A 20,398-nucleotide genomic window follows, 5' to 3' on the forward strand; every position below is an offset into this window, starting at 1 on the left:
GGTCCGCCCTGCGGCGTTGCCGGCGCATTACGATGCCTCCCGGCCGTGGCGACCCAGCGAGTGGAACAGCGCGGCGGCGAGGACGATGCCTTCACGCGCGATGGGCTTGAGCAGGTGCTCGTCGGGTGCGTGCTGCAGGCATCCGGGATAGGAGTGCGGCAGCCACAGTGTCGAGATGCCGAGGACGTTGGTGAACACATGATTCGGCAGTCCCCCTCCGAAGCTCGGCAGTACCGCGACCCGACGGCCGGCAACCTCGGCGAGAACGCCCTTCGCCCAGCCGACCCACGGGTCGTCGACCAGAGTCCGGCTGGGGCGGAAGCCTTCTTCGGCGGTGACATCAACCATGGAGAACCCATGTGCGGCAAGATGTCTCGCAATCGCCCGGGGTACTCCGTCGATGTCGGTGCCCTCGGCGTAGCGCAGTTGCAGCGTCGCTCGCGCACGACCGGGAATGGCGTTGACCGGCCGATTGATGTCGGCCGCGCCGATGGAGAGGACTTCGAGGGTGTTCCAGCCATACAGTCGTTCGGCCGCGGTCAGCCCGGCGTCGCCCCAGCCTTCGTCCAGTGACGGATCTCCCGGGTTGCTGCCGACCTCGAACTCGGCGAGCGTCTCGCGGACGCTGCCCGACAGCGGGGGCGGCAGGAGATCCGGCACCTGGATGCGGCCGTGTCCGTCGACGAGGCAGGCGATCGCCCCGGCGAGAGTGGTGGCGGGATTGCGCAGGACACCGCCCCAGTTTCCCGAGTGGTGGGCGTCAGGGCGGAGATTCACGTCGAGGGAGATCCGGATGCTGCCTCGCGCTCCCAGGGACAGCGTCGGGGTCGCCGCGTCCAGGCGAGGGCCGTCAGACGCGATGAGGACGTCGGCGCTCAAGGTCTTCCGGTGCGTCGCGACAAACTCGTCGAGCCCGGGTGAGCCTATTTCCTCACCCGTTTCGAAGAGGAATTTGAGATTGAACCCGAGCGAGCCCGTTTCGGCCAGGAGCAGCCTGAGCGCAGTGAAGTTGATCAGGTGCTGCCCCTTGCTGTCCGCTGACCCGCGGCCGTACCAGCGGTCGCCGTCGGCGGTCAGCGTCCACGGGTCCCGGCCTTCGCTCCATCGACCCTCGTGCCCGTCGACGACGTCGGCGTGGCCGTAGCACAGGAGCGTCGGCAGCTCCGGGGACTCGATGCGGGTGCCGATCAGGAACGGGCCGCCGGCCGGGTTCGGATTCGGATGCATCGCTACCGAACAGCCGAGCGCGGTCAGCGCCGGTGCCAGGACCTCGTAGAGGTATTCGTTGATGGCGACGTGGCCGAACGGATGATCGCTTACGGTCGGATACCGGACAAGCTCGGCGAGTTCGGTGAAGAACGCTCCGGAGTCGACGTATTTCCGTGCCTTCGAGGCCAGTTCTGTGGGGATCACCGCGTTGCCTCCAGATTCGTGCCGAGTGCCGCTCGGCAATGCCGCAACGGAGCCTGCGTGTTTCGTGCCGGTCGATCCTGTCGTCGCCGGCCCGGCAGGACCTGGATCCCGGACCCGCTCTCGCGCCGGTCGTCCTGCATGGACTGAACGCGATCCGCCCCGAAGGCGGGCGCGGGTCAAAGCACGGGGACGAGCTGGACGTCGTCCGCCTTGACGAAGGCGATGCGGTGTCCGAACTGGATCTGCACATAGCATGTCTTGCCCTTAACCACCACGTGTTGTGCCGGGTCGAACGTCGCCGCCCAGTAGTATTCGGAGCCGAGCACGTTCCCGAGCGAGTACCGCTGTCCGGCTGAGAACGTGTACGGCAGCGGGACGACCTGCTGCCGTGGCACGCTCGTCGGGTAGGCCTCCGCTTCGGGAAACGCGCGCCCGAAGACAGGTACGGTCGCCAGGCCGGTTCTCGGCGTGACGGCCAGGCCGAACGCCGGGCTCGTCGCATGAGCGTCGCGGAACCAGCCCTTCTGTCCGAGGTACCAGATCGCTGTCCAGCCGTCACGCCGTTCGGCGACCACGTACTGCTGGCCGGTTTCCGCCCGGCTGCCGGTGTCGGAAACGTCCAGCGTGCTCGCCGAGCCGTCCGGGCGCAGGCCGACGTCCCGGAGCAGAGGCGCCGAGTCGTTCGGCTCGCTGCGCAGCACTACCGAACCGGATCCTCGTGCCGGACAGGGCTTTCCGGCGGTTTCGCAGCCGGTGAACGCGGGCTGGTTCGCGGCGTAGTCCGGCGTGATGGTCACCAGCGACGAACCGGGACGGCCGGAGCCGGACAGGGACACGCCCATCAGGTCGAAGTAGTGTGCCCAGTCCCAGTACGGGCCCGGATCCCAATGCATGCCCTTGATCGCCGCAGGCGTCGTGCCGGGAACGTTGTCGTGGCCGAGGATATGCGCACGGTCGAGCGGGATGTCGTACTTCCGGGCGAGATAGCCGACGAGCTTCGCGGAGGCGCGGTACATCGCCTCCGTGTACCAAGTGCCTGTCGCGGCGAAGCCCTCGTGCTCGATGCCGACGGACTTCGCGTTGACGTACCAGTTTCCCGCGTGCCAGGCGACGTCCTTGGTCGGCACGTGCTGCACGATCCGGCCGTCTGCCGACCGGATCGTGTAGTGCCAGCTCACGTACGTCGGATCCTGGACCAGACGCAACGCCTCGTCCCACCCGACCTCGGTGTCGTGGACAACGATGTATTCGACCTTCTGGCTCTTCGGCCGGTCCGCCTTGTCGTGGTTGCCGTAGTCGTTGTTCGGCAGCTCCTGGTACGGCGCCGGCATCGACAGGCATGAGGTTGTGTTCGGACATTCTGTCTTAGGGCTGTCGGACCGGGCGCGCAGAGGACTCACTGGCGTGGCGGTAAGCCTGACGCTCTGACCTTCGTCGGTTCTGCGGCTGATGCCCTGGGAAATAGTGTCGAAGACTTCGTCGACGAAAGCCTGCGCTTCCGCTGAGTCTTTCGCGCCGCTGTAGCGCGCGACGGCAGCGTTCCAACTGCCGGATTCACGCCGATACTTCGCCAGCAGAGCGGCACCCGCGCGGATGTTCCGGGCAGGGTTCGTACGCAACGTCGCGGCGTCCTCGCCGATCAGCGCGGCTGCCTCATCGATGGTCTGCAGGCTCGGCGGGGGAGACTGCGGTGCCGGGGCCGACAGGAGTTTCACCTGGCGGGCATCGTCTCCGCGCGGGTCCTCGTGGCCTTTGTCATGATGCGCGCCGGTGCCTGCTTCTCGCAGGTCGGTCAGGTGCATCGGGCCGTATCCGGCGGAAGTGCTCGGGGCTCCGGCGTTGAAGTCCCAGCGTGACTCCATGTAGGACACTCCGAGCAGAACGTTCTCGGGGACGTCGAACTCTCCGGCAGCGGCCGCGAAGTCCCGCTGACGCTGCTGATCCGCCGGGGCAGCGTCGGCGGGGACCGCGGACAGGAGACCGGCGACGCTGAGGATCGCGAGTCCGACGGTCCGGGTGGACCGGTGCCGGGGCGGTTCGAGGGTGACGGGACGGCAAGATCGCGGCATGAGCGGGTACCCCCAATGTCGAGGTCTGTTGGGTCGGAAGACAGGAATGCCGATCGGCGGTGCGGTGCGAGGCCGCCGTGCGGGGACCAGCGTCTTCGTCAACCAGTGGGGTGTGTCGTGTTCGCCAGTCGGATGGTCGCGTAGTTCGCACTGCCCGCGGGCGCCTCGATCGTCACATCCGGGACCGAGACGAGGCTCGACGCGATGCCCGCCAACGGGACGACGTCCTGGCGGGACAGCACAGACCTCTGTGCGATCTTGAATTGCCTGCACCGCTCTCTCGGATCGGTAGCCGATTGGCTTGCGGCGACAGCCGCTTCGCCGTCCGGGTTCTTCGACGCGGTCACGTTGCGCCCGCCCGCCTGGTAGCTGGGGCCGATCACTCTGGTCAGCGACGGGCTCATCAGGTTCAGCGCGTTGACGTCCGACATCAGGGTCATGTCCCAGTCCGCCTGGGCGTTCTGGATCGTGGCGACCCAGGACGCGTTGTCGTGCTTGGTCAGTTCGACGGCGGCACCCGCACCGGTGAGCGCCTTCTGCAGGTAGTCAGCGCCCTTTCCCCGGTCGCCGAATCCCATCGAGGCAGGGAACTTGACGGTGGCTCCTCGAAGCACCGCCGCGGCCGCGGCCGGGTCCGGTGCCGGGACCAGAGAAGGGTCTTCGAGCGCGCACTTGTAGTCCCTCGGAATCACCGAATTGAAGATCGGGCTGAGATCGTTGGAAAAGATCATGGTGAAGGCCGCGCGGTCGATCGCCTGCGCGACTGCTTTGCGCGCCTCCGGCTTGCCTGCGAAGTAGCGGCCGGGTGTCTCGTTGAAAGCCACGTACACGCTTGCGATGATCAGATTGACTCGGTTGTAGTCGCTGCGGCCCGCGAACCGGCGGATGGTGTCGCCGGTGGCGGAACCGATGTCGAGACCGCCGGAGAGAAGTTTGCTCGCGGTGGTCGACGGATCGGCACGGATGCCGAAAACGATTCTGCCGGGCGGCACGCCCGGCAGAATCTTGGCGTACTTGACCCACTGTGTGAAGCCTGGGCGCAGATCGTAGGAGTATTCGGCCCCCGGCTTTGCCGAGCCGAGAGTGTACGGACCGGAGAACGCGCCTCTCACCGAGCCTGCTGCCAGCCCCGCCTTGTCGGCGAGACCGGCGGGGCAGATGATCCCGGCCTGCGGCACGGACAGCGCGGCGAGGAACTCGCTGTTGGGCCGGCCGAGCGTGATCGAGACGGTTCTGGCCGCATCATCTGCGGTGATCGTCGTCTTCCCCAAGCCGAACACCGGAGCGGCGGAAGGATGCGCGTCGTTGCCGTTGTCTGCGTAGTAGGCCAGGGAGGCCGCGACGACCGCCGGTGTGATCTTCGTGCCGTCGGCGCAGACAGCGTCGTCGCGGATGGTCAGTGAGTACTCCGAGGCCGACCTCGCGCTCCAGCCAGACGCGAGATTCGGGATGATCGTGCCGTCGAAGTCGCGCGCCGTGAGCGTGGAAAACAGCAGGTTCGCGCCGATGTAGTCGTCGAGCGCTCTGCCTGCGGCGGGATCGAAGGTCGACGGCGCGACGAAGTACTCCAGACTGACCGCTCGGCCCGGCGGGGTGCCGCCGGACGGGGAGCGGTCGCACGCGGCCAGAACCAGCATCGCGACCGCGGTGATGCACGTGCGGGCGCGACGCGCCCGGGATCTGGGGGAGAACGGCATTGCTCAGGTCCTCCCGGAAACAGTGAATCCTGACGAAGGCAGGAGTGCGAGAACGAGAAAATCACGGTGGTGCGAAGTCACGCGAAAGCACGGCAGAGATGCCGGTTCGGCAGTTCCCGGCCCGAAATTCCCATGGTTTCCTCGCCTTCAGCGCAGCGGATCGGACCCTGGAGCAGGCAAGCGGATGTGACGCTGCGCGCGGAAGCCGGCAGCGCGGTCAGGCCGATCCGATGCATAGCTGACCGCAAGAATGTGTTGCGGTGCGAGATCTTTGCCGACGCTCTTTCGTTCTCGGACTCGGCATGCCGGGGCCTCGCGGAGAACGGCTTCAGCGGGACGCTCGAGTCATGCGGCACAAGCAGTTCGCGCTCGGACATGGCCGCACTGGGAAAAAGGCGCATCAAGTGGCTCCCGGGGTATCTAGCGTGATGCGATGATGTTCCATGCTGCGGCATTGCGACCCGGATTTTCACGGATCAGCCGCGAAAATCCCGTTTGATAAAGGAATCCGCCATCTGTTGAGCGAGGACGATCTCAAGCTGGTCGACGCGCTTCAGTCCGGGCCCCGTGCGCCCTGGTCGTCGGTCGCGAAGGCGGCCGGAATGAGCGCCGTCACCGCCGCGCGCCGATGGCAGCGGCTGGTCGAACGAGGAGATGCGTGGATCACCGCCTACCGCGGCGGTGATCCACGCGGTCAGGCAGTGCTGGGCTTCGTCGAGATCGTCTGTGCGCCCGGCTGTGCTCTGGACATTGCGCGGAGGCTGGCCGCCGACTCCCGCGTGACCAGTGTCGAATGCACCGACGGTCGGTACGACCTGCTGGTGCACGTCGTCACCCGGTCGCTGCAGGACCTCGCGGAGTACCTGACGCACCAGCTCTCCGCGGTGTCCGACGCGGTCTCCAGCCGCACGCACGTCCTGACCCGCCTGTTCCGAGAGGGCAGCACCTGGCGGGTGCGCGCGATTCCGCCGGGCCGTCGCGACGCCCTTCTCCGGTCCCCGGCATCGGAGATCGCCGCCCGCATCGGAACAGGGGAGACGACCGTACGCCGGCGGCTCGCCGTGCTCCTCGCCTCAGGGACGCTGATCCTGCGTTGCGAGATCGCCCGCTCGCTCTCGGCCGCGCCGGTCACCGCGATGCTGCGGATCCGGGTACAGCCGGATCAGCTCGAGGCCGCCGCGCAAGCGCTCGCGGCCCTGCCGGAGACCCGGATGTGCGCCGGCGTCAGCGGCGAAGCGAACGTGCTGCGCATCGCCTGGCTGACGTCCCAACGCCAGATTGGCGCTTTGGAAGACACGCTCGCGGCGAGGTTCCCCCGCCTGGAGGTAGTCGACCGCGCCGTCACGGCACGCCCGGTAAAACTGATGGGCAGGATGCTCGACGCGGAAGGACGCTCCGTCGGGCAAGTGCCGCTGTTCAGCATCCAGTTCCCGCTGAAGACAGAAGACTGATGGCATCAGCAGAAAGCCCGCGTCGAGCCGATTGGCCAAGCGACCTGCCAGGCGAACACGACGAGACGCGGGACGGATGACGGCCGTCCTCCGTGCGTACCGGGACTGAGGCGAGCACGCACCCCGCGGCCTGTCACCTGAATCCTCACTCCGAAGCCGAAAAGGCGCCTCCCGTCGCCCGGCTCGTCTTGACGTCCGGTTCTCGCCAGGCCATGTACGGAGGCTGCCCTTGTCTTCGGCTGTCGGGAGCGGACCGTCGAAGAGACTGAATCGAACTGCGATCGCGTCGTGCGGCTCGGCGGGCGAGGCGGGGAACGCAGGCGAGCACACGGCCGCCCATCCGGTGTGCCGTCCGCTCGACGAACCCAGCGCGACTTGGTGTACCCGCCAGAGCGATGGCTTCCGAACCGGATTGGCGGGAACACGCCAGCGCCTCACGCTCCATCGCTGATCGCAACGCTCGCTGTTGCCGATCTGGGGCCATTCGGCAAGCACAGCACCTCGAACGACGCTGCCGGCCAACACCGGTGCTCGCACAGTGGGGTTGTTTCATCGTGGTTGTTGCTGGTGGGTGTGGTTGAGCGGGTGTGTTTTGGCTGTGGTGGCCGGGTTTGGTGCGGGACCGGCGTGGCGGCGTGGGCATGGGTGAAGCCCTCGGCAGGATCGAGATGTGAGTCAACCATCCGCCGAGGGCTTCGGCCCTCTTTCCCACCAGGTCGCTCTTCCGCTGTCCCGGCAGACCTTGGGCGTGGTCGCCGGGTTGATCCGCGTCCGGCGCCGTGGGATGAGGTCACGCTGGCGCAAGGCGACGCCTGCCGGGCAGGCGCTGGTGGTGCTGCGCCACGACCCGCGGCTGGCCGACATCGGCGGCGGCCACGGCGTCTCGGCCTCCACGGTGCGCCGCTGGGTGCTGGAAGTCATCGCCCTGCTCGCCGCCCGCGCCGCCCGGCTGGACCGGGTCCTGCGACGGCAGGCCGCGCGCGGCGCGTCAGCGGTGCTGGTGGACGGCACCCTGATCCGCACCCGGCGCCGCACCGGACGCGCCAACCGGGCCCACTACAGCGGCAAGCACAAACAGCACGGGCTGGTCGTGCTCGCCCTGACCGACGAACACGGCCGGCTGTTGTGGGTCTCCGCGGTCCTGCCGGGCCGCACCGCCGACATCACCGCCGCCCGCCGGTTGCGGATCCGCGAACGCCTCCACGCCCACGGCCTGACCCCGGCCGGAGACAAAGGATTCCACGGCTGGCACAAAGACATCCGCACCGCCCGCGACTGCCCGGACTGCGGCGGGGCCTGCGAGCAGATCGTGCTCACCCCCTACAAAGCCGAAACCAACCGTCCCCTCACCACAGGACAGAAACAGGCGAACGCGGCGTTCGCCGCGATGCGCTGCGCGGTCGAGGGCGGCTTCGCCGCCCTCAAAAACTGGCGCGTCCTCGACAAACTCCGACTCGACACCCGCCACGCCACCACCCTGCTGCGCGCCCTGCTCGTCCTCACCCACCACGAACAACACACCCGCGACCACGCCCAAACCAACCCGGCCTAAGCACTACCACACCCCCACAACCCAACCCCACCAGCACAAACCACGATGAAACAACCCCAGTGTCGATGCTCAGAATTTTCCTTGCCGGCGGAGCAGCCATTCGCACCATGGAGTCGAAGCGCCGCCAGTCTTACACTTGCGCAAGTCATTGAATGTGGCTTAGTGTGGCTTCGCTGAGGTCGAACAGGGGAGGTGAGGGCTAGTGTCCAGCAGTAGCAGGGGCCGATTATGGCCCTGCCGAACTCCGCGCTGCGGACTGCGCGCGCTCTGATTGGCGTTCGACGGCGGCGGATGCTGACCGAGCTGGTTGCCGCGAGCGCCTGATGCGGCTCGCTGCACGGGCCTGGGCTCCTGTGTCGGCCTGTTCGGAAGCGGCTTGCCGTGATTTCCAGGCGTGAGCTCAATTTGCTGCTTCTTTTGCCCGGCGTGGGAAGTCGGACGCACCAGAACGCCTCATCGGCTGAGCGCGCCGACCAGTTGGCGGCGGCAATGAAAATCCATTCCAGTAGGTTGCCGCGTGTCTCGGTGCTGCGTTCAGGCCGGTGTTGCTCTGACGGATCACGGCTGCGATTGGCGCGCCACGAGGAAAAGAAGGAAACATGACCGAGAACAAGACCGTGCCCGGCACTGAAGACGCCGGCCCTGGTTCGGCGGCATCGCGCACCGCGGTCCTCGACGACCTGCATGTCGGCGACATCCGCGGTGCGATGGGCACCATTCGCCAAGAGGACACCGGCCCGCGCCGCACCCTGCGACGCCGGCTGACGACTCTGCTGGCAATTGCCGGCCCGGGTCTGATCGTGATGGTCGGAGACAACGATGCGGGTGCGTTCGGCACCTATACCGAAGCTGGGCAGAACTACGGCACCACGCTGCTGTGGACGCTGCTGATGCTGGTCCCTGTGATATTCGTCAACCAAGAGATGGTGCTGCGCCTGGGCGCGGTGACCGGAGTAGGGCACGCGCGGCTCATCTTGGAGAGATTCGGGAAATTCTGGGGCGCGTTCAGCGTCATCGACCTGTTCGTCCTCAACGCGCTGACCATCGTCACCGAGTTCGTCGGGGTGAGTCTGGCCTGCTCCTACCTCGGGCTGCCGAAAATCCCGACCGTGATCGTCTCCGCGGTGCTGGTCGTGGCCGCGGTGAGCACCGGCAGCTTCCGGCGCTTCGAACGGTTGTCGCTGGTATTGGTAGGTTTTTCGCTGGTCATCATCCCGATTGTGCTCATGGTCCATCCGCCGATCGGGCAGATTGCCCACGACTTTGTCGTTCCCGCTATTCCTGGAGGTTCGGGACAGCTCTCCGACGTAATGCTGTTGATCATTGCTATTGTCGGCACCACGGTCGCGCCGTGGCAGCTGTTCTTTCAACAGTCCTACGTCATCGACAAGCGGATCACTCCGCGGTTCATCCGCTACGGGCGGGCTGACCTGATTATCGGGATCGTGATCGTCGTGGCCGGCGCGGCAGCGATGATGATTTTCTGCGCCGGAACATTCTCCGGACGCCCGGAGTTCGGGAACTACACTGATGCCGCGGGCACTGCCGCCGGTCTGGGGCAGTATGTCTCCCACACCGCAGGCGTGCTGTTCGCGATCGGGCTGTTGGACGCGTCGATCCTGGGCGCGGCCGCAGTCGGGCTTTCCACTTCTTACGCTCTCAGCGACGTGCTCTCGATCAACCACTCGCTGCACCGACCGGTGACCAAGGCCAAAGGCTTCTATGTCTGCTACGCCGGGCTGATGGCAGTGGCAGCGGTGCTGGTGCTCACTCCCGGGGTGCCGCTTGGCGCTCTTACCAGCGGTGTCCAGACTCTCGCTGGCGTCTTGCTGCCGTCGGCGTCGGTGTTTCTGCTGCTGCTGTGCAATGACAAGGCCGTTCTCGGCCCGTGGGTGAACGGTCGCGGGGTAAACGTGTTCACCGGAATTGTCGTATGGGTGCTGGTGCTGCTGTCTGTGATCCTCACGGCCAGTGTCTTGTTCCCTGACATCGGCTCCGAAGTGATCCTCGCCATCCTCGGCGGCGGCGGCGGTCTCGGGGCGCTGCTCGGCGTCTACTTGCTTCTCGCGTCTCGCCGCGCTCGCATGAAAGCGTTGGTCGGCAAGGCCGCTGAGGTTCGCGCCGGCGACACCCAGGACGAAGAATCCGCTGGCTCTGCACCGGAGGAAGATCGTGACACCTGGCGGATGCCTCCGTTGTCCGAACTCGCCCGCCCGGTCCTTTCGACTCAGCACAAACTGGGTTTGATGGTGTTACGAGGCTATCTGCTCGTGGCATTCGCGCTGGTCGTCGTCAAGATCGTGCAGATCAGTATCGGTAATTAACTCGCGACAACGGCAGGGCTGTACAACAAACAGTCGGCCGGAAACTGGATTTCGGAGCGCAGCCACCGATCGGTCCCGCCTGTCGGTGGCTGCGCCGCCACTCCTTCGAGGAAGGCCCGACGACAATGCGCGCATTCCGCTTTTTCATCTGCTGGTGTCGTCTCAAGCGGCGCAAGGCGGGCGGACCCGCGCCTGCGGCGGCAGCCCCGGCCGCCGGGCGAACGTCCTTCGATTTCTCTTCGCCGTACCTGCTTGGCGGCCGCGTTCCTCCGCCTGCCGTTGACAGCCGTCGGGCGGCGGCCGTACCTGACGGGACAGTAGCGCCGAAGGAACGCCGCAGCCCAGACGGTCGCGCGAGTTACCGCGTCTTGCTGGCTTCAGCCCTGCTGCGACGGGGCAAAGACCTGTCGTATGTAGCTGTGACGACAGGCGTGCCGCTGGCTTTGGTCGAGTTGATCGCCGACGAGCTTGCCGAGGAGCGCGGCGATGACGCAGTCGGGGAACCGGGTTCCCCGCCGCGGTCAACGCACCGACGGAGACGGCAAAAGACGTTCATCGCGGCAGTCATTGCCGTCAATGCCGCCGCATCAGGCAGTATCTGCGCTGCCGTCACGGCGACGTTGCATCACGTTCCGTCACTTGCTGTGTTGAGCGGCGCGAGTTCAGCCCTGCTGATCGCTGGCGTTTGGGGGTTGGCCCGCAGCGTCAAACCAGTGCGCGCCGCGCGTCGAAGCTCTGGCCCAGGGTCGCTATGGCTCGTGCTGAGAGGTCAGCGGTCGCCGAGAGGCCGAGCCGGACTCAGGCACGAGCGGAGCTGAAGCTGGGACGGAGCGACTGACGCCGGGAGCCGGGGAGCGGGTCGGGGGCGAGGGTGCCGTCGGGAGCAATGTGGCTGAACATTTGCTCGATCACTGAGATGATGTGCGGGTCTTCGACCCGGTAGAGCTGTCGACGCCCGTCGCGACGAGCGGCGACGATGCCAGCCGCTCGCAGCTTCGCGAGCTGCTGGCTGGTGGCCGGGACGGTGGTGCCGGTGAGTTCGGCGAGCGTGGTGACATCGTGTTCGTCCGCCGCGAGCAGCCACACCAGGTGGAGCCGGCCTGGCACTGAGAGCATGTCGAAGGTGGCCGCCGAGGCGTTGAGCTGGGCAGTGGTGACAGGACGAGGGGTCCGCGGCTGCGGTGCTGGTGTCGTCGGTTCTTCCGTTTCTTTCATCGTGTTCACCACTGTCTACTCGATCGAACGGTTGCGCAACTCGTTGACTATTGGCTGGGTTCAGCCGAGGTTCTTCGAATGACCGAGGCAGCGACGTTCCAGCGCGTCTGGCAGCAAGAGCGGCGGACGGCCGCACCTTCCAGATCCTGGCTTGGTTCCGCGGTCGTGAGACCAGGCCGGACGCACTCTCCGCCGAACGGTGTGGTCGAGCTGTCAACCTGGAGCGAATGCGACCGGCCACGCTGTTCCTGCAGCTCCGCGCAGGCAAGCCGAGCAAGCGGTATCCGGTTGCCGGTTCGGCGCGGCAGCGTGCGCGCCGGTTTTCCTCACGAGGCCGAACAGGGGGAGCGTCCGCTGCCGTCGTCTCTGTACTGCCGGGGTCGGCGGCTTCAAGCGGCTGTGTTGGCATCGGTTTTTGTCCGGCGGCGGACGGAGCTGTTGTGCTGGTTCTGCTCCGGTGGCCGGGTGGGTTTCGCGAGGCGGGCGGTCGGCGGTGAGGAGCGGGTAGGGGTGTGGGTGCGTCATCGTTTCTCGACGAGGAGCTGCCCCATCCGGACCCTTGTTTCAGCTGGGGCAAGGCTGACGTATAAAAATGACGGAGATGCTTGACACCCGGGCCTCTTGATCACTAGTGAGTCCTGGGTGAGTGAACCTCAGCCGGACCGTCAGGCGCGTCATCGCCTGGCGGTCCTTCGTCACGTCGAGGAAGTCAGCGGGAACGCGGCCATGACCTGCCGGTATTTCGGGATCACCCGGCAGACCTACTACAACTGGCTGCGCCGGTACGAGGCCGAGGGCGTCGATGGCCTGCGCGATCGGTCGAAGAGGCTGTGGACCAGCCCGAACGCGACGCGCGCCGAGGTGGTGGAGAAGATCCTGCACCTGCGCACGGCCTACCACTTCGGCCCCGAGAAGATCGCGATGTACCTCAAGCTTTACCACGACGTCACCATCAGCAAATCCGGCGTGTGGCGGATCCTGCACCGCCTGCCTGGTCGACCTCGGCGGCCGGGTGCAGCTTGGCCAGGGTGACCGCTTCGGCCATCTTCGGGCGGATCCGGCGGACGCCGGTGGCCGCGGCCTCGGTCAACCAGGCCGCCGCGGCGCTGCCCAGCGCCAGGAACGCGGCTTCCTCCGGCGAGGTGGCCCGCGGCGCGCGGTCGCCGTGATGATCGGGCCGCGGCGGGTAGTGCTCGTCCTGGATCGACGGGTTCCCCGGTGTCGAGCGGGCATGCCGGGCGACCTCGGCGGGGCCGTTCTCGTCGATCGCGGTCACGATCAGGGCGTCGCCGTGGAAACGGACCCAGACCCGGGTGTCGACCAGCGGGTGCGGCACCGAATACCGCACCCCCCGACCGAGACGGCGCCGTCCCAGTTGACGCGGCGGGTGGTGCCGAACGCGACGGTGAAAGGGTTGCGGGTCAAGGGATGCAGCCGGGTTTGTTCCTCCGCGAGCGCCTCGGCCGGGCGTCGGTTGGTCTCGCGATGCGGCCGGTCGTTGATCTGCTCGCAGAACTCGCGGCAGGCAGTCTCCAGGTCGCCGAAGCTGCGGTAGGCGTCCAGCAGGTTGGTGCCGGTGGGCACCAAGTCCGCTTTCGCGATCCGCACCGTCGCCTCCGACCCGCCCTTGGACTGCGGGTCCGCCGGAACACAGGTGCGGATCGTCATCCCGTAGTGCCGGCCGACCTCGACGATGTTGGGGTTGCGGACCGCGATCGACGCGACATGATCGACCGACACCGTCTTTTCGTTGTCTGTCAACGCATGCGTCGGAACACCGCCGATCCGCCGCAACATGGCAGGTTGTGCTCCCCGCCGGGGCGACTGTGTCGGCAGCCCTTATCGCTGCGACTGTCGCCATCCTGCTCAAACGCAAAGACACCAAGACGCCTGCGTACGATCAGCACACCGAGGGCCGGATTCGCGGCTTCAAGAACCTGGTCGCCGCCGCTGACACACTCCAGTACATGCGGGGCATGTACTACCTGTCCCAGGTGCTGAGCGGCGAATATGTCTACAGCGACGAGCAACGCCACGCGGATGCTGAACTGGCGGTCGCCCGGTTCAACCGGGGTTGCGAGCTGATCGATATTCACGTAGCGGACCGGGAGTCGGTACAGCCGGTGATGCGGTACTTCTATTGGGTTCTGCTCGAAGAAGACCACCCAGTCAACCGCGGGCCCGGGGTGAAGGAGTACGAGCGGCTTCGCGACCTGCTCTACGAGGCGCTGCGCCTGACCAACAGTCTCGCCAAGAAGATCCAGGATCGACACAAACCGACAAAGGAAGTTCTGGAGGCCGAAGCCAACAGCCGTCGCATCATCAACGAGGGCACGGGACAACACCTCTACGACCCGGAGTTGAAAGTGGAGATGAGGGCGCTGACCGCCGAAGCGATGGAGGAGGTCATGAACCAGGCAATGACCGCCCTCGACGAGTACGAAGCCAACGTGAAACTCACCCGCGCCCGGATGAAAGAGTGGGAACGCGACGGGCTCTGACCACGTTTGGAGTGGCTCGCGAAACATGCCTGCCGGTCACGCTTCTGTGCCCGTTTGGGCCGGTTCACTGGCTGGGTCTTCCGCCGCGCAGCTACGCGTGCCGCATGCCCCGGGTGGATCATGCGAAACCCGGACAATCTCACCGAGGAGGACGAGCAACGGCTCAGTGCCATCCTGGCGCGTTGCCCGCTGCTGACGGCTGCCAGCCGTCATGTCGGCGCGTTCGCCGTAATGATCCGCGACCTCAACGGCAGCGACCCACTCGACTGGATAAGCCATGTTCGAGCCGACAACCTACACGCACTGCACTCGTTCACTGCCGACCTCCGCCGAGACCACGCCCGCGATTCGCCGCCGGGCTCACCGTCCATGGAACGATGGGCCCGCCGAGGGTGTCGTGAACTAGATAAAAATGCTCAAGAGAACGATGTTCGGGAGAGTCAAAATCGACCTTCTTCGCGAACGAATCCTGCCCGCTTCAGCATGACCGATCCCTTGCAGCTGCACGCAATCTGTGACAGAGTCCATCAGCCTGACAAGCGACACGTGCAGGATGTCTGCCATATCTGATTTCGAGATCTTGAATGGTGACGTCAAGAATGGGAACTATCAAAATAAGTGTGTTCGTCCCGAGTGTCGAGAGCTTTCAGCTTACCTTGGATTTGAGTTGCTTGTTCGGGGTCGAGGTCAGCCAGGATTGCGATTGCCTCCCGCCAAGTCTCACGTGCTTCTCTTGGCAGGCCTGTGTCGCGGAAGACCGTCCCTAGTTCGTGAAGGGTCCCCGCGCATGCATAGTCCCGGTGCTGCTCACGGAATAACGCAACAGCCTGTTGGAGATGATCGATGGCGTCATTGTTCTGACCTCGCTCGTGGTGCACCCTCGCCATGGACCGCAGTGTCAGGGCTTGATTGTTGCCAGCCTCGATTTTCATGAACAAATCCAAACTCAGACAAAGATGGGTCATCGCTTTGTCGAACTCGCCCAACAGTCGGAAAGCATCTCCGAGCCCCATCAGCGTGAGAGCCTCGTTGCGCTGGTGCCCGATAGCCCGGTAGATGTTCAATGCCTGTCGTTTGTACTCGACGGCCTCGCGACAGCGCCTAAGTTCGATGTAGCAGTCCGCGAGGTCCGACAGCGAACTGCCTTGGCCAAATTCGTCGTCGGTCTGTCTTGCGATCTCCAGGCCGTGCTGGTGGCAGCGGACTGCCTCGTCGTATCGGCGGGCGTTCTGGTACGCCTCGCCGAGGTGGCCGTAGGCCCAGCGTTGGCCGAGTTGGTGGTCGAGTTGTCGTGCGGCTGAGAGGCCTTGCTGGTGGACCGTGATCTGATCGGCGACGTGGTGATATTCGCTCAGATAGCAGTCAACGGCGTTGGGGAGTTGCCAGCCAACAGTGTGCTGGCCGACAGCGGGCGCGTGGCGAATGATGGCCATCAGGTTGGAGTGCTCCGCGGCGAACCAGCCTCGCGCCTGGCTGTCGCCGGTGAAGGTGAGCGGCTGGCACTCGGGGCCGATCGGATCGATGGGGATCTTGGGGTGCTGCGGGTAGAAAGCGAACAGGGCGGCGTGCGCGGTGTGGAGATACCACTCGAACAAATGCAGTGTCGCCGCCTTCCGGTCGTTGTCGGACTCGTCGGTGGCGGCGCGTTCGGCTGCGTAGACGCGCAGGAGGTCATGCAGCTGGAACCGGTCTCTGCCTGTTTCAGTCGCCAGGTGGACGGCGATCAGACCGCCTAACACTCGCCGCGCCGCGGGTGGCGTGAGGCCGGTGAGTGCGATGACGGCGTCGAGGCCGAGGTCGGGACCGGGATGCAGGCCTAGCAACCGGAAGACCCGAGCAGCGGGTGGCGGCAAGGCGGTATAGGACCAAGAGAAAACAGTACGCACTGCGGTCGCCTCGTCGTCATCGGAGGCTAGAGCATCCAGGCGATTGTGCTCGGCGGCCAGCTCGTCAACGAGATCGCTGATAGCGAAATGCGGGCGTGTTGCGACGCGTTCGGCGGCTATTCGCAGCGCCAGCGGCAGGTATGCACACAGCCGGGCCAACTCGGCGACGGCGTACGGCTCGCGGTTGGCGCGATCGGTCCCGATGACGTCCCGCAGTAACAGCATCGCTTTGCCCGGGGCGAGGACGTCGAGGGTAAGGCGGTGTGCACCGTCGTGTGCGACCAGACCGGAAAGTCGGCTGCGACTGGTCACCAGCACAGCGCAGCCTGGCTCGTTGGGTAGCAGCGGCCGCACCTGCTCGGCGGTCCCGGCGTTGTCCAACACCACCAGCATCTTTCGCCCGGCCAGCACTGACCGGAACGTCGCGGTCATGTCCTCCAGATGAATGGGGATCTGTTCGTCGCGAAGCCCCATTGAACGGAGGAAGAACCCCAATGCCTGACCAGCGGTCATGGGCGGGCTGGGGTCGTAGCCGCGAAGGTTGACGTAAAGCTGTCCATCAGGAAACCGGTCCTGGGCGTGGTGACCCCAGGAGACCGCCAAGGAAGTCTTGCCGATTCCCGGGGAGCCGGCGATCGCCGACACCACTACGGTCGGCAATTGCCCCGCCCCGCGTTCGTCGAGCAATGTGTCTAGTCTGGCAAGCTCGGCTTCGCGGCCGGTGAAATGCGCTGCTTGTGGCGGTAGTTGTCTCGGAGTTGGCGGCGGTAACGGTCCGGCGTGGTGGAAGTGCACGCCACCTGCGATGTCTCGGGCCTGCACCATGTGCCCTGCTGCCCCAGATGCGGCATTGTTGTGCGCGCTGCCTGACCTGTTCGCCTGGTGGCTCACGAGCGTTCACGCCTCCCTCGTCCCCAGCGTGCCACTGTCATGGCTGGTGCGAACAGGGATGACACCCGATCGTCCTCGTCGAGGCGGCCGACAAAGTCGGCCGGTCGGTGTCGATGACAGTACTGCACTCGAAGTAGCGGGTGTTTCCTCAGCGCGATGACCTCGTTTTTGAGACCGGTGACCGGGACCGATGCCGTATGAAGAGTCACGGCCGCGATTGTTGTGATTGAGTCAATTACCGGCCTTTTACCCGACGCCAGAACAAGACGGCGCGCCGACGTCGAACTTGCGTCCATGCGCGGACGCAAGTTTCGAGTCGGGTGCCGCGGCCGTCGCCTTCTTGGATGCCGCATCGGCGGAATACGACGATGCTTCGGGCATCCTCGTGCCCGACGGACGCCGGATGCTGGCCATGCTGAACCGAGCCACTTCTGCCGAAACCTCGCTGGAAGCTCAGGTACGGCTTGTCATGTTCGTCGTCGACTGCGATCTCGACTCCGAAAGCGCGAGGCCGCCAGTCAGTCAACGATCTGGCTCTGTCCTGGAAGGGTGTCGTGGTCTCCCGAAGTGGTCACGGCTTGTGGGATGCCACGCCCCACTTTTGGGCGAAGGACTTGCCGTTAAGGCCCCGTGTCGCCAGTTGAGCACTGATCTTGTCGGCGTCCTGGTAGGTGTTGTCGGCTGCCAGCGCTGCGGCGTACTTGGTGACGGCTTCGCGGAGTGTTGCGAGCTTGACGAAGGTGATCACTCGGGTCCCTGGGCGGGCGGAGGCTTGTTTGTGCAGCACGTGGGTGTTGTGGATCAGGATCGGGGTCGCGGTGCACGTGTGGTCGTACTTTTCGTCAAACCAGTCCATCGAGTGCGACAACTGTTCTGCATCGTGGCGCCAGATGCCTTCCGCGGTGCTGCCGCTCTTGCACTCGATGACCAGGTACTTAAGCTCTCCGAGAGACCACAGCACGTCCGGGCCCTCCTTCGTGTCCAGCTCCGGTCGCTGCGCGCCGAGCCCCAAGTGCAGGCCGAGGTCGTGCATTGCCTGCTCGAAGTAGGGGACGCGGACGGGATCGGGATCTGGAACGAGATCTTCCAGCATCGCCGCGACACCGATGATCAAATCGTTGCCGTTGCGGTAGCGCTCGGTCAGGTATTCGGCAGCCTGTCGGGACTGGTCGGCGATGCTGCTCAGGCGGTGGTACTCGACGCCGTCGCGCGGACGCAGCACGGCCTTGTTGTCGGTTTGCGCGGACTTCTGCAGTTGGAGCGCGGCGGCGGGGTCCGTCAGGTGCAGGTAGCCGGCGGCGCGCTGCTTGAGCCAGCCTTCGTGCCGCTGTTCGCCGTGGGCGGCAGTGATCGCCTCACGCATCTTCGCGTGAGCATCTCGGTAGCGGCCGAGTTCCGCCAGCCGGAACGCTTCTCGTTCGGCCACTGCGATGGGCGAGACAGTGCTGGTGGCCGGATACGTGACGTCGTCGAGCGCGTCGACGCTGGCTTCGATCCAATCCTGATCCCGGGCCAGGCACTTGCCGATCACACTCCTGATTTCGCTGAACGGCTTTCCGTGCAGCATGTCGGCGACCTGATCGGACAAGGCCAGCTGGGCTCGCGTAGCAGGGCTGAACTTGGTCACTCCGCCGGTCCTGTGCAGACGCTGGGTGAGTTTCGAACCGAGCAGTAGGACCGCGCAGTGGTCGTTGTTGGAGCGCACCCCGCGGCCCATGCCTTGTTCGATCCGCTGGATCTGCCGGGTGATCATCGCGTCGCTCTCGTTCAATGCGAGGGCTTCGAGGCGGTCGAGCACGCCGTAGGCCTCGGGGAGCCCGTCGAGGGCGAGGATGCGGCAGGCGTCGTCGGGGAGGTCGATGCCGTCGTACTTGTTGATCAGTACGACCAGGCCGACGTGCCCCGCGCGCAGCGCGCTGACGCCGTCGTGGATGGTGCTGCTGTCGTGCTCGGCGGCGGCGACGCCACGCCAGAACGCGGCCCGGCGGCGCGACGGGACGATGACCACGACGTTGTGCCGCTTGGCTTCCTCGGCGAGGTAGTCGCGTACTTCCTCATCGGTGGTACCGGGGTGGGTTTCCAGCGGGGTGAGGATCATGCGGTCGCCGAGATCGTCCGCGGTGCGCGGCGTGATCGGGGTCGCGATCGTGGCGGGTGCGGCGTCGAAGTGCGTGACCAGGACGCTGTCGTCGGCGAGAGTGGCGGTCAGGTAGATCCGGCGCCGGGCGGCAGTCAGGCTGGGGATTCGGTCGATCGGCGGGCACGGGGGCTTGATCTCGATCTCGCCGTAGCTGATCGCAGCGTCGCACAGGTGCAGCACCTCGGAGATGAGGGGCCATACGAACTTGAACTCGTCGCTCCCGCGGTGCGGGTGCAAGGCGTCAAGGACCTTTTCGCGGCGGTCGGTCCACGCCCAGTACGGGATGCGCAGCGCGACGCCGGGAACGTCTTCGGCCAGGTCACGGACGACTGAGGGCGACTGTTCGCGCAGGGCGTCGTCGAACAGGTTGGCCAGTTCGTTGTAGGCGGCGTGGCCGCGGGAGATGACGAGGGTGAACCGGTCTTCCAACGTCGCCAGACAGGCGTGCGTGTCGTCGATCAGCACCGAGCCCATTTCGATGTGTTGCCGGGTGTCGCCCACGACGCCGAAGACCGACAAGCCGTTGATCACTTTGTGGATGTAGGTGACGAGGATGGCCTTCCCGGATTGGAACCGGCCCGAATGGGGATCGTCGGTGGTCTCGATGCCGAGGGCTTTCGCCTCGTTCCGGACCTGGTCGGCGAGGTAGATGTCAGGCGTGATGTAGACGGCCGGACCGGCACCCTCGTTGAGGCAGCTTTTCAACATCATGAGGCCGACCACTGTCTTTCCGCCGCCGGTGTTCATCTTGACCAGCAGGTCGGACTCGGAGCGCCGCTCATACCAGCTCTCCCATACTTGCGTCTGCCCGTCCCACCGTCGGTTGTACTTCGGGGCGCGAGCCGGTAGCGCGGCGAAGATGCGCCACGGTTCGGTGGCGGAGTCCGCGACCGAACGCTTGGTCAGCTTGCCGAAGTCGATCCCTGTCATCATCATCCCCTGCTCGTCGCGCACATCGGTGTCCGCGTCTTCCTGGTCGCCGTGACACCCGCCATCGTTTCGGCCTAGCCCTCTTCAACACCCGTTCAGGTGTACTCGGCCAAGGTTTGGACCTCTGCCCGGTCTTGACCAGCTGACTAATGGACCGCCGACCCCGACGCGCTCATCTCGCTACGAGCACCGACGTTCTGCCGTCCGTTCCTCCAGGTCCTACGAGTGTGTGACTGCGAGACGATATCGAAGGTCGGCCATCCCAGTACGGGTTTATCGCGGCAACTGGTCGCGGAGCAGTCTCGGGGCCGCGCAGACGAGAAGAACAC

The 20,398-nt window shown here is 65.7% G+C and carries 13 protein-coding genes and 2 pseudogenes; 7 read left to right on the forward strand and 8 right to left on the reverse strand.

Annotation, left to right across the window (positions count from 1 at the left end):
- Positions 1–27 precede the first annotated feature (27 nt).
- From ABZX37_RS06085 to ABZX37_RS06100, 4 genes are all read right to left on the reverse strand, one after another.
- Complete coding sequence (locus ABZX37_RS06085) at positions 28–1,413, reverse strand: M20 family metallopeptidase (RefSeq protein WP_354736496.1); 1,386 nt, start codon at positions 1,411–1,413, stop codon at positions 28–30.
- A gap of 176 nt (positions 1,414–1,589) precedes the next feature.
- On the reverse strand, positions 1,590–3,482 hold the full coding sequence (locus ABZX37_RS06090; RefSeq protein ID WP_354736497.1) for an N-acetylmuramoyl-L-alanine amidase: 1,893 nt from the start codon (positions 3,480–3,482) through the stop codon (positions 1,590–1,592).
- Positions 3,483–3,580: 98 nt separating this feature from the next.
- Complete coding sequence (locus tag ABZX37_RS06095; protein WP_354736498.1) at positions 3,581–5,179, reverse strand: ABC transporter substrate-binding protein; 1,599 nt, start codon at positions 5,177–5,179, stop codon at positions 3,581–3,583.
- Positions 5,180–5,256: 77 nt separating this feature from the next.
- Entirely contained in the window at positions 5,257–5,556 is a 300-nt protein-coding gene (locus tag ABZX37_RS06100; protein ID WP_354736500.1) for a hypothetical protein, read from the reverse strand.
- A 141-nt stretch (positions 5,557–5,697) separates the two neighbouring features.
- Between ABZX37_RS06100 and ABZX37_RS06105 the strand changes: the two genes are divergently transcribed.
- From ABZX37_RS06105 to ABZX37_RS06115, 3 genes are all read left to right on the forward strand, one after another.
- Positions 5,698–6,630 (forward strand): Lrp/AsnC family transcriptional regulator, encoded by a 933-nt coding sequence (locus tag ABZX37_RS06105; protein WP_354736502.1) that lies wholly within the window; start codon positions 5,698–5,700, stop codon positions 6,628–6,630.
- A gap of 670 nt (positions 6,631–7,300) precedes the next feature.
- Entirely contained in the window at positions 7,301–8,182 is an 882-nt protein-coding gene (locus ABZX37_RS06110) for a transposase family protein (RefSeq protein WP_354736504.1), read from the forward strand.
- A 599-nt stretch (positions 8,183–8,781) separates the two neighbouring features.
- Positions 8,782–10,506: an NRAMP family divalent metal transporter gene (locus ABZX37_RS06115; protein ID WP_354736506.1), complete on the forward strand. Its 1,725-nt coding sequence runs from the start codon at positions 8,782–8,784 to the stop codon at positions 10,504–10,506.
- A 798-nt stretch (positions 10,507–11,304) separates the two neighbouring features.
- Here ABZX37_RS06115 and ABZX37_RS06120 read toward each other — a convergent pair.
- Positions 11,305–11,613 (reverse strand): metalloregulator ArsR/SmtB family transcription factor, encoded by a 309-nt coding sequence (locus ABZX37_RS06120; protein ID WP_354736508.1) that lies wholly within the window; start codon positions 11,611–11,613, stop codon positions 11,305–11,307.
- Between the two features lie 7 nt (positions 11,614–11,620).
- Here ABZX37_RS06120 and ABZX37_RS06125 point away from each other — a divergent pair, with 7 nt between their 5' ends.
- Both ABZX37_RS06125 and ABZX37_RS06130 read left to right on the forward strand, forming a co-directional pair.
- On the forward strand, positions 11,621–11,803 hold the full coding sequence (locus tag ABZX37_RS06125; protein ID WP_354736510.1) for a hypothetical protein: 183 nt from the start codon (positions 11,621–11,623) through the stop codon (positions 11,801–11,803).
- A 560-nt stretch (positions 11,804–12,363) separates the two neighbouring features.
- Positions 12,364–12,642 (forward strand): annotated as a pseudogene (locus ABZX37_RS06130) (leucine zipper domain-containing protein); the annotation flags it as partial.
- Positions 12,643–12,648: 6 nt separating this feature from the next.
- Here ABZX37_RS06130 and ABZX37_RS06135 read toward each other — a convergent pair.
- Positions 12,649–13,512: pseudogene (locus tag ABZX37_RS06135) on the reverse strand (IS21 family transposase); the annotation flags it as partial.
- A 35-nt stretch (positions 13,513–13,547) separates the two neighbouring features.
- Here ABZX37_RS06135 and ABZX37_RS06140 point away from each other — a divergent pair.
- Together ABZX37_RS06140 and ABZX37_RS06145 are read left to right on the forward strand one after the other, a co-directional pair.
- A complete protein-coding gene (locus tag ABZX37_RS06140; RefSeq protein ID WP_354736512.1) occupies positions 13,548–14,222 on the forward strand; it encodes a hypothetical protein in 675 nt (224 codons plus the stop codon).
- A gap of 120 nt (positions 14,223–14,342) precedes the next feature.
- Complete coding sequence (locus ABZX37_RS06145; protein ID WP_354736514.1) at positions 14,343–14,792, forward strand: hypothetical protein; 450 nt, start codon at positions 14,343–14,345, stop codon at positions 14,790–14,792.
- 23 nt (positions 14,793–14,815) lie between these two features.
- Here ABZX37_RS06145 and ABZX37_RS06150 read toward each other — a convergent pair whose 3' ends face one another.
- Together ABZX37_RS06150 and ABZX37_RS06155 are read right to left on the reverse strand one after the other, a co-directional pair.
- Positions 14,816–16,795: a tetratricopeptide repeat protein gene (locus tag ABZX37_RS06150; protein WP_354736516.1), complete on the reverse strand. Its 1,980-nt coding sequence runs from the start codon at positions 16,793–16,795 to the stop codon at positions 14,816–14,818.
- A gap of 775 nt (positions 16,796–17,570) precedes the next feature.
- Entirely contained in the window at positions 17,571–20,075 is a 2,505-nt protein-coding gene (locus ABZX37_RS06155; protein ID WP_354736518.1) for a DEAD/DEAH box helicase, read from the reverse strand.
- Positions 20,076–20,398: the final 323 nt, after the last annotated feature.

Origin of the sequence: Amycolatopsis sp. NPDC004079 (genome assembly GCF_040610415.1) — a bacterium.
Classification (GTDB): domain Bacteria; phylum Actinomycetota; class Actinomycetes; order Mycobacteriales; family Pseudonocardiaceae; genus Amycolatopsis; species Amycolatopsis halotolerans.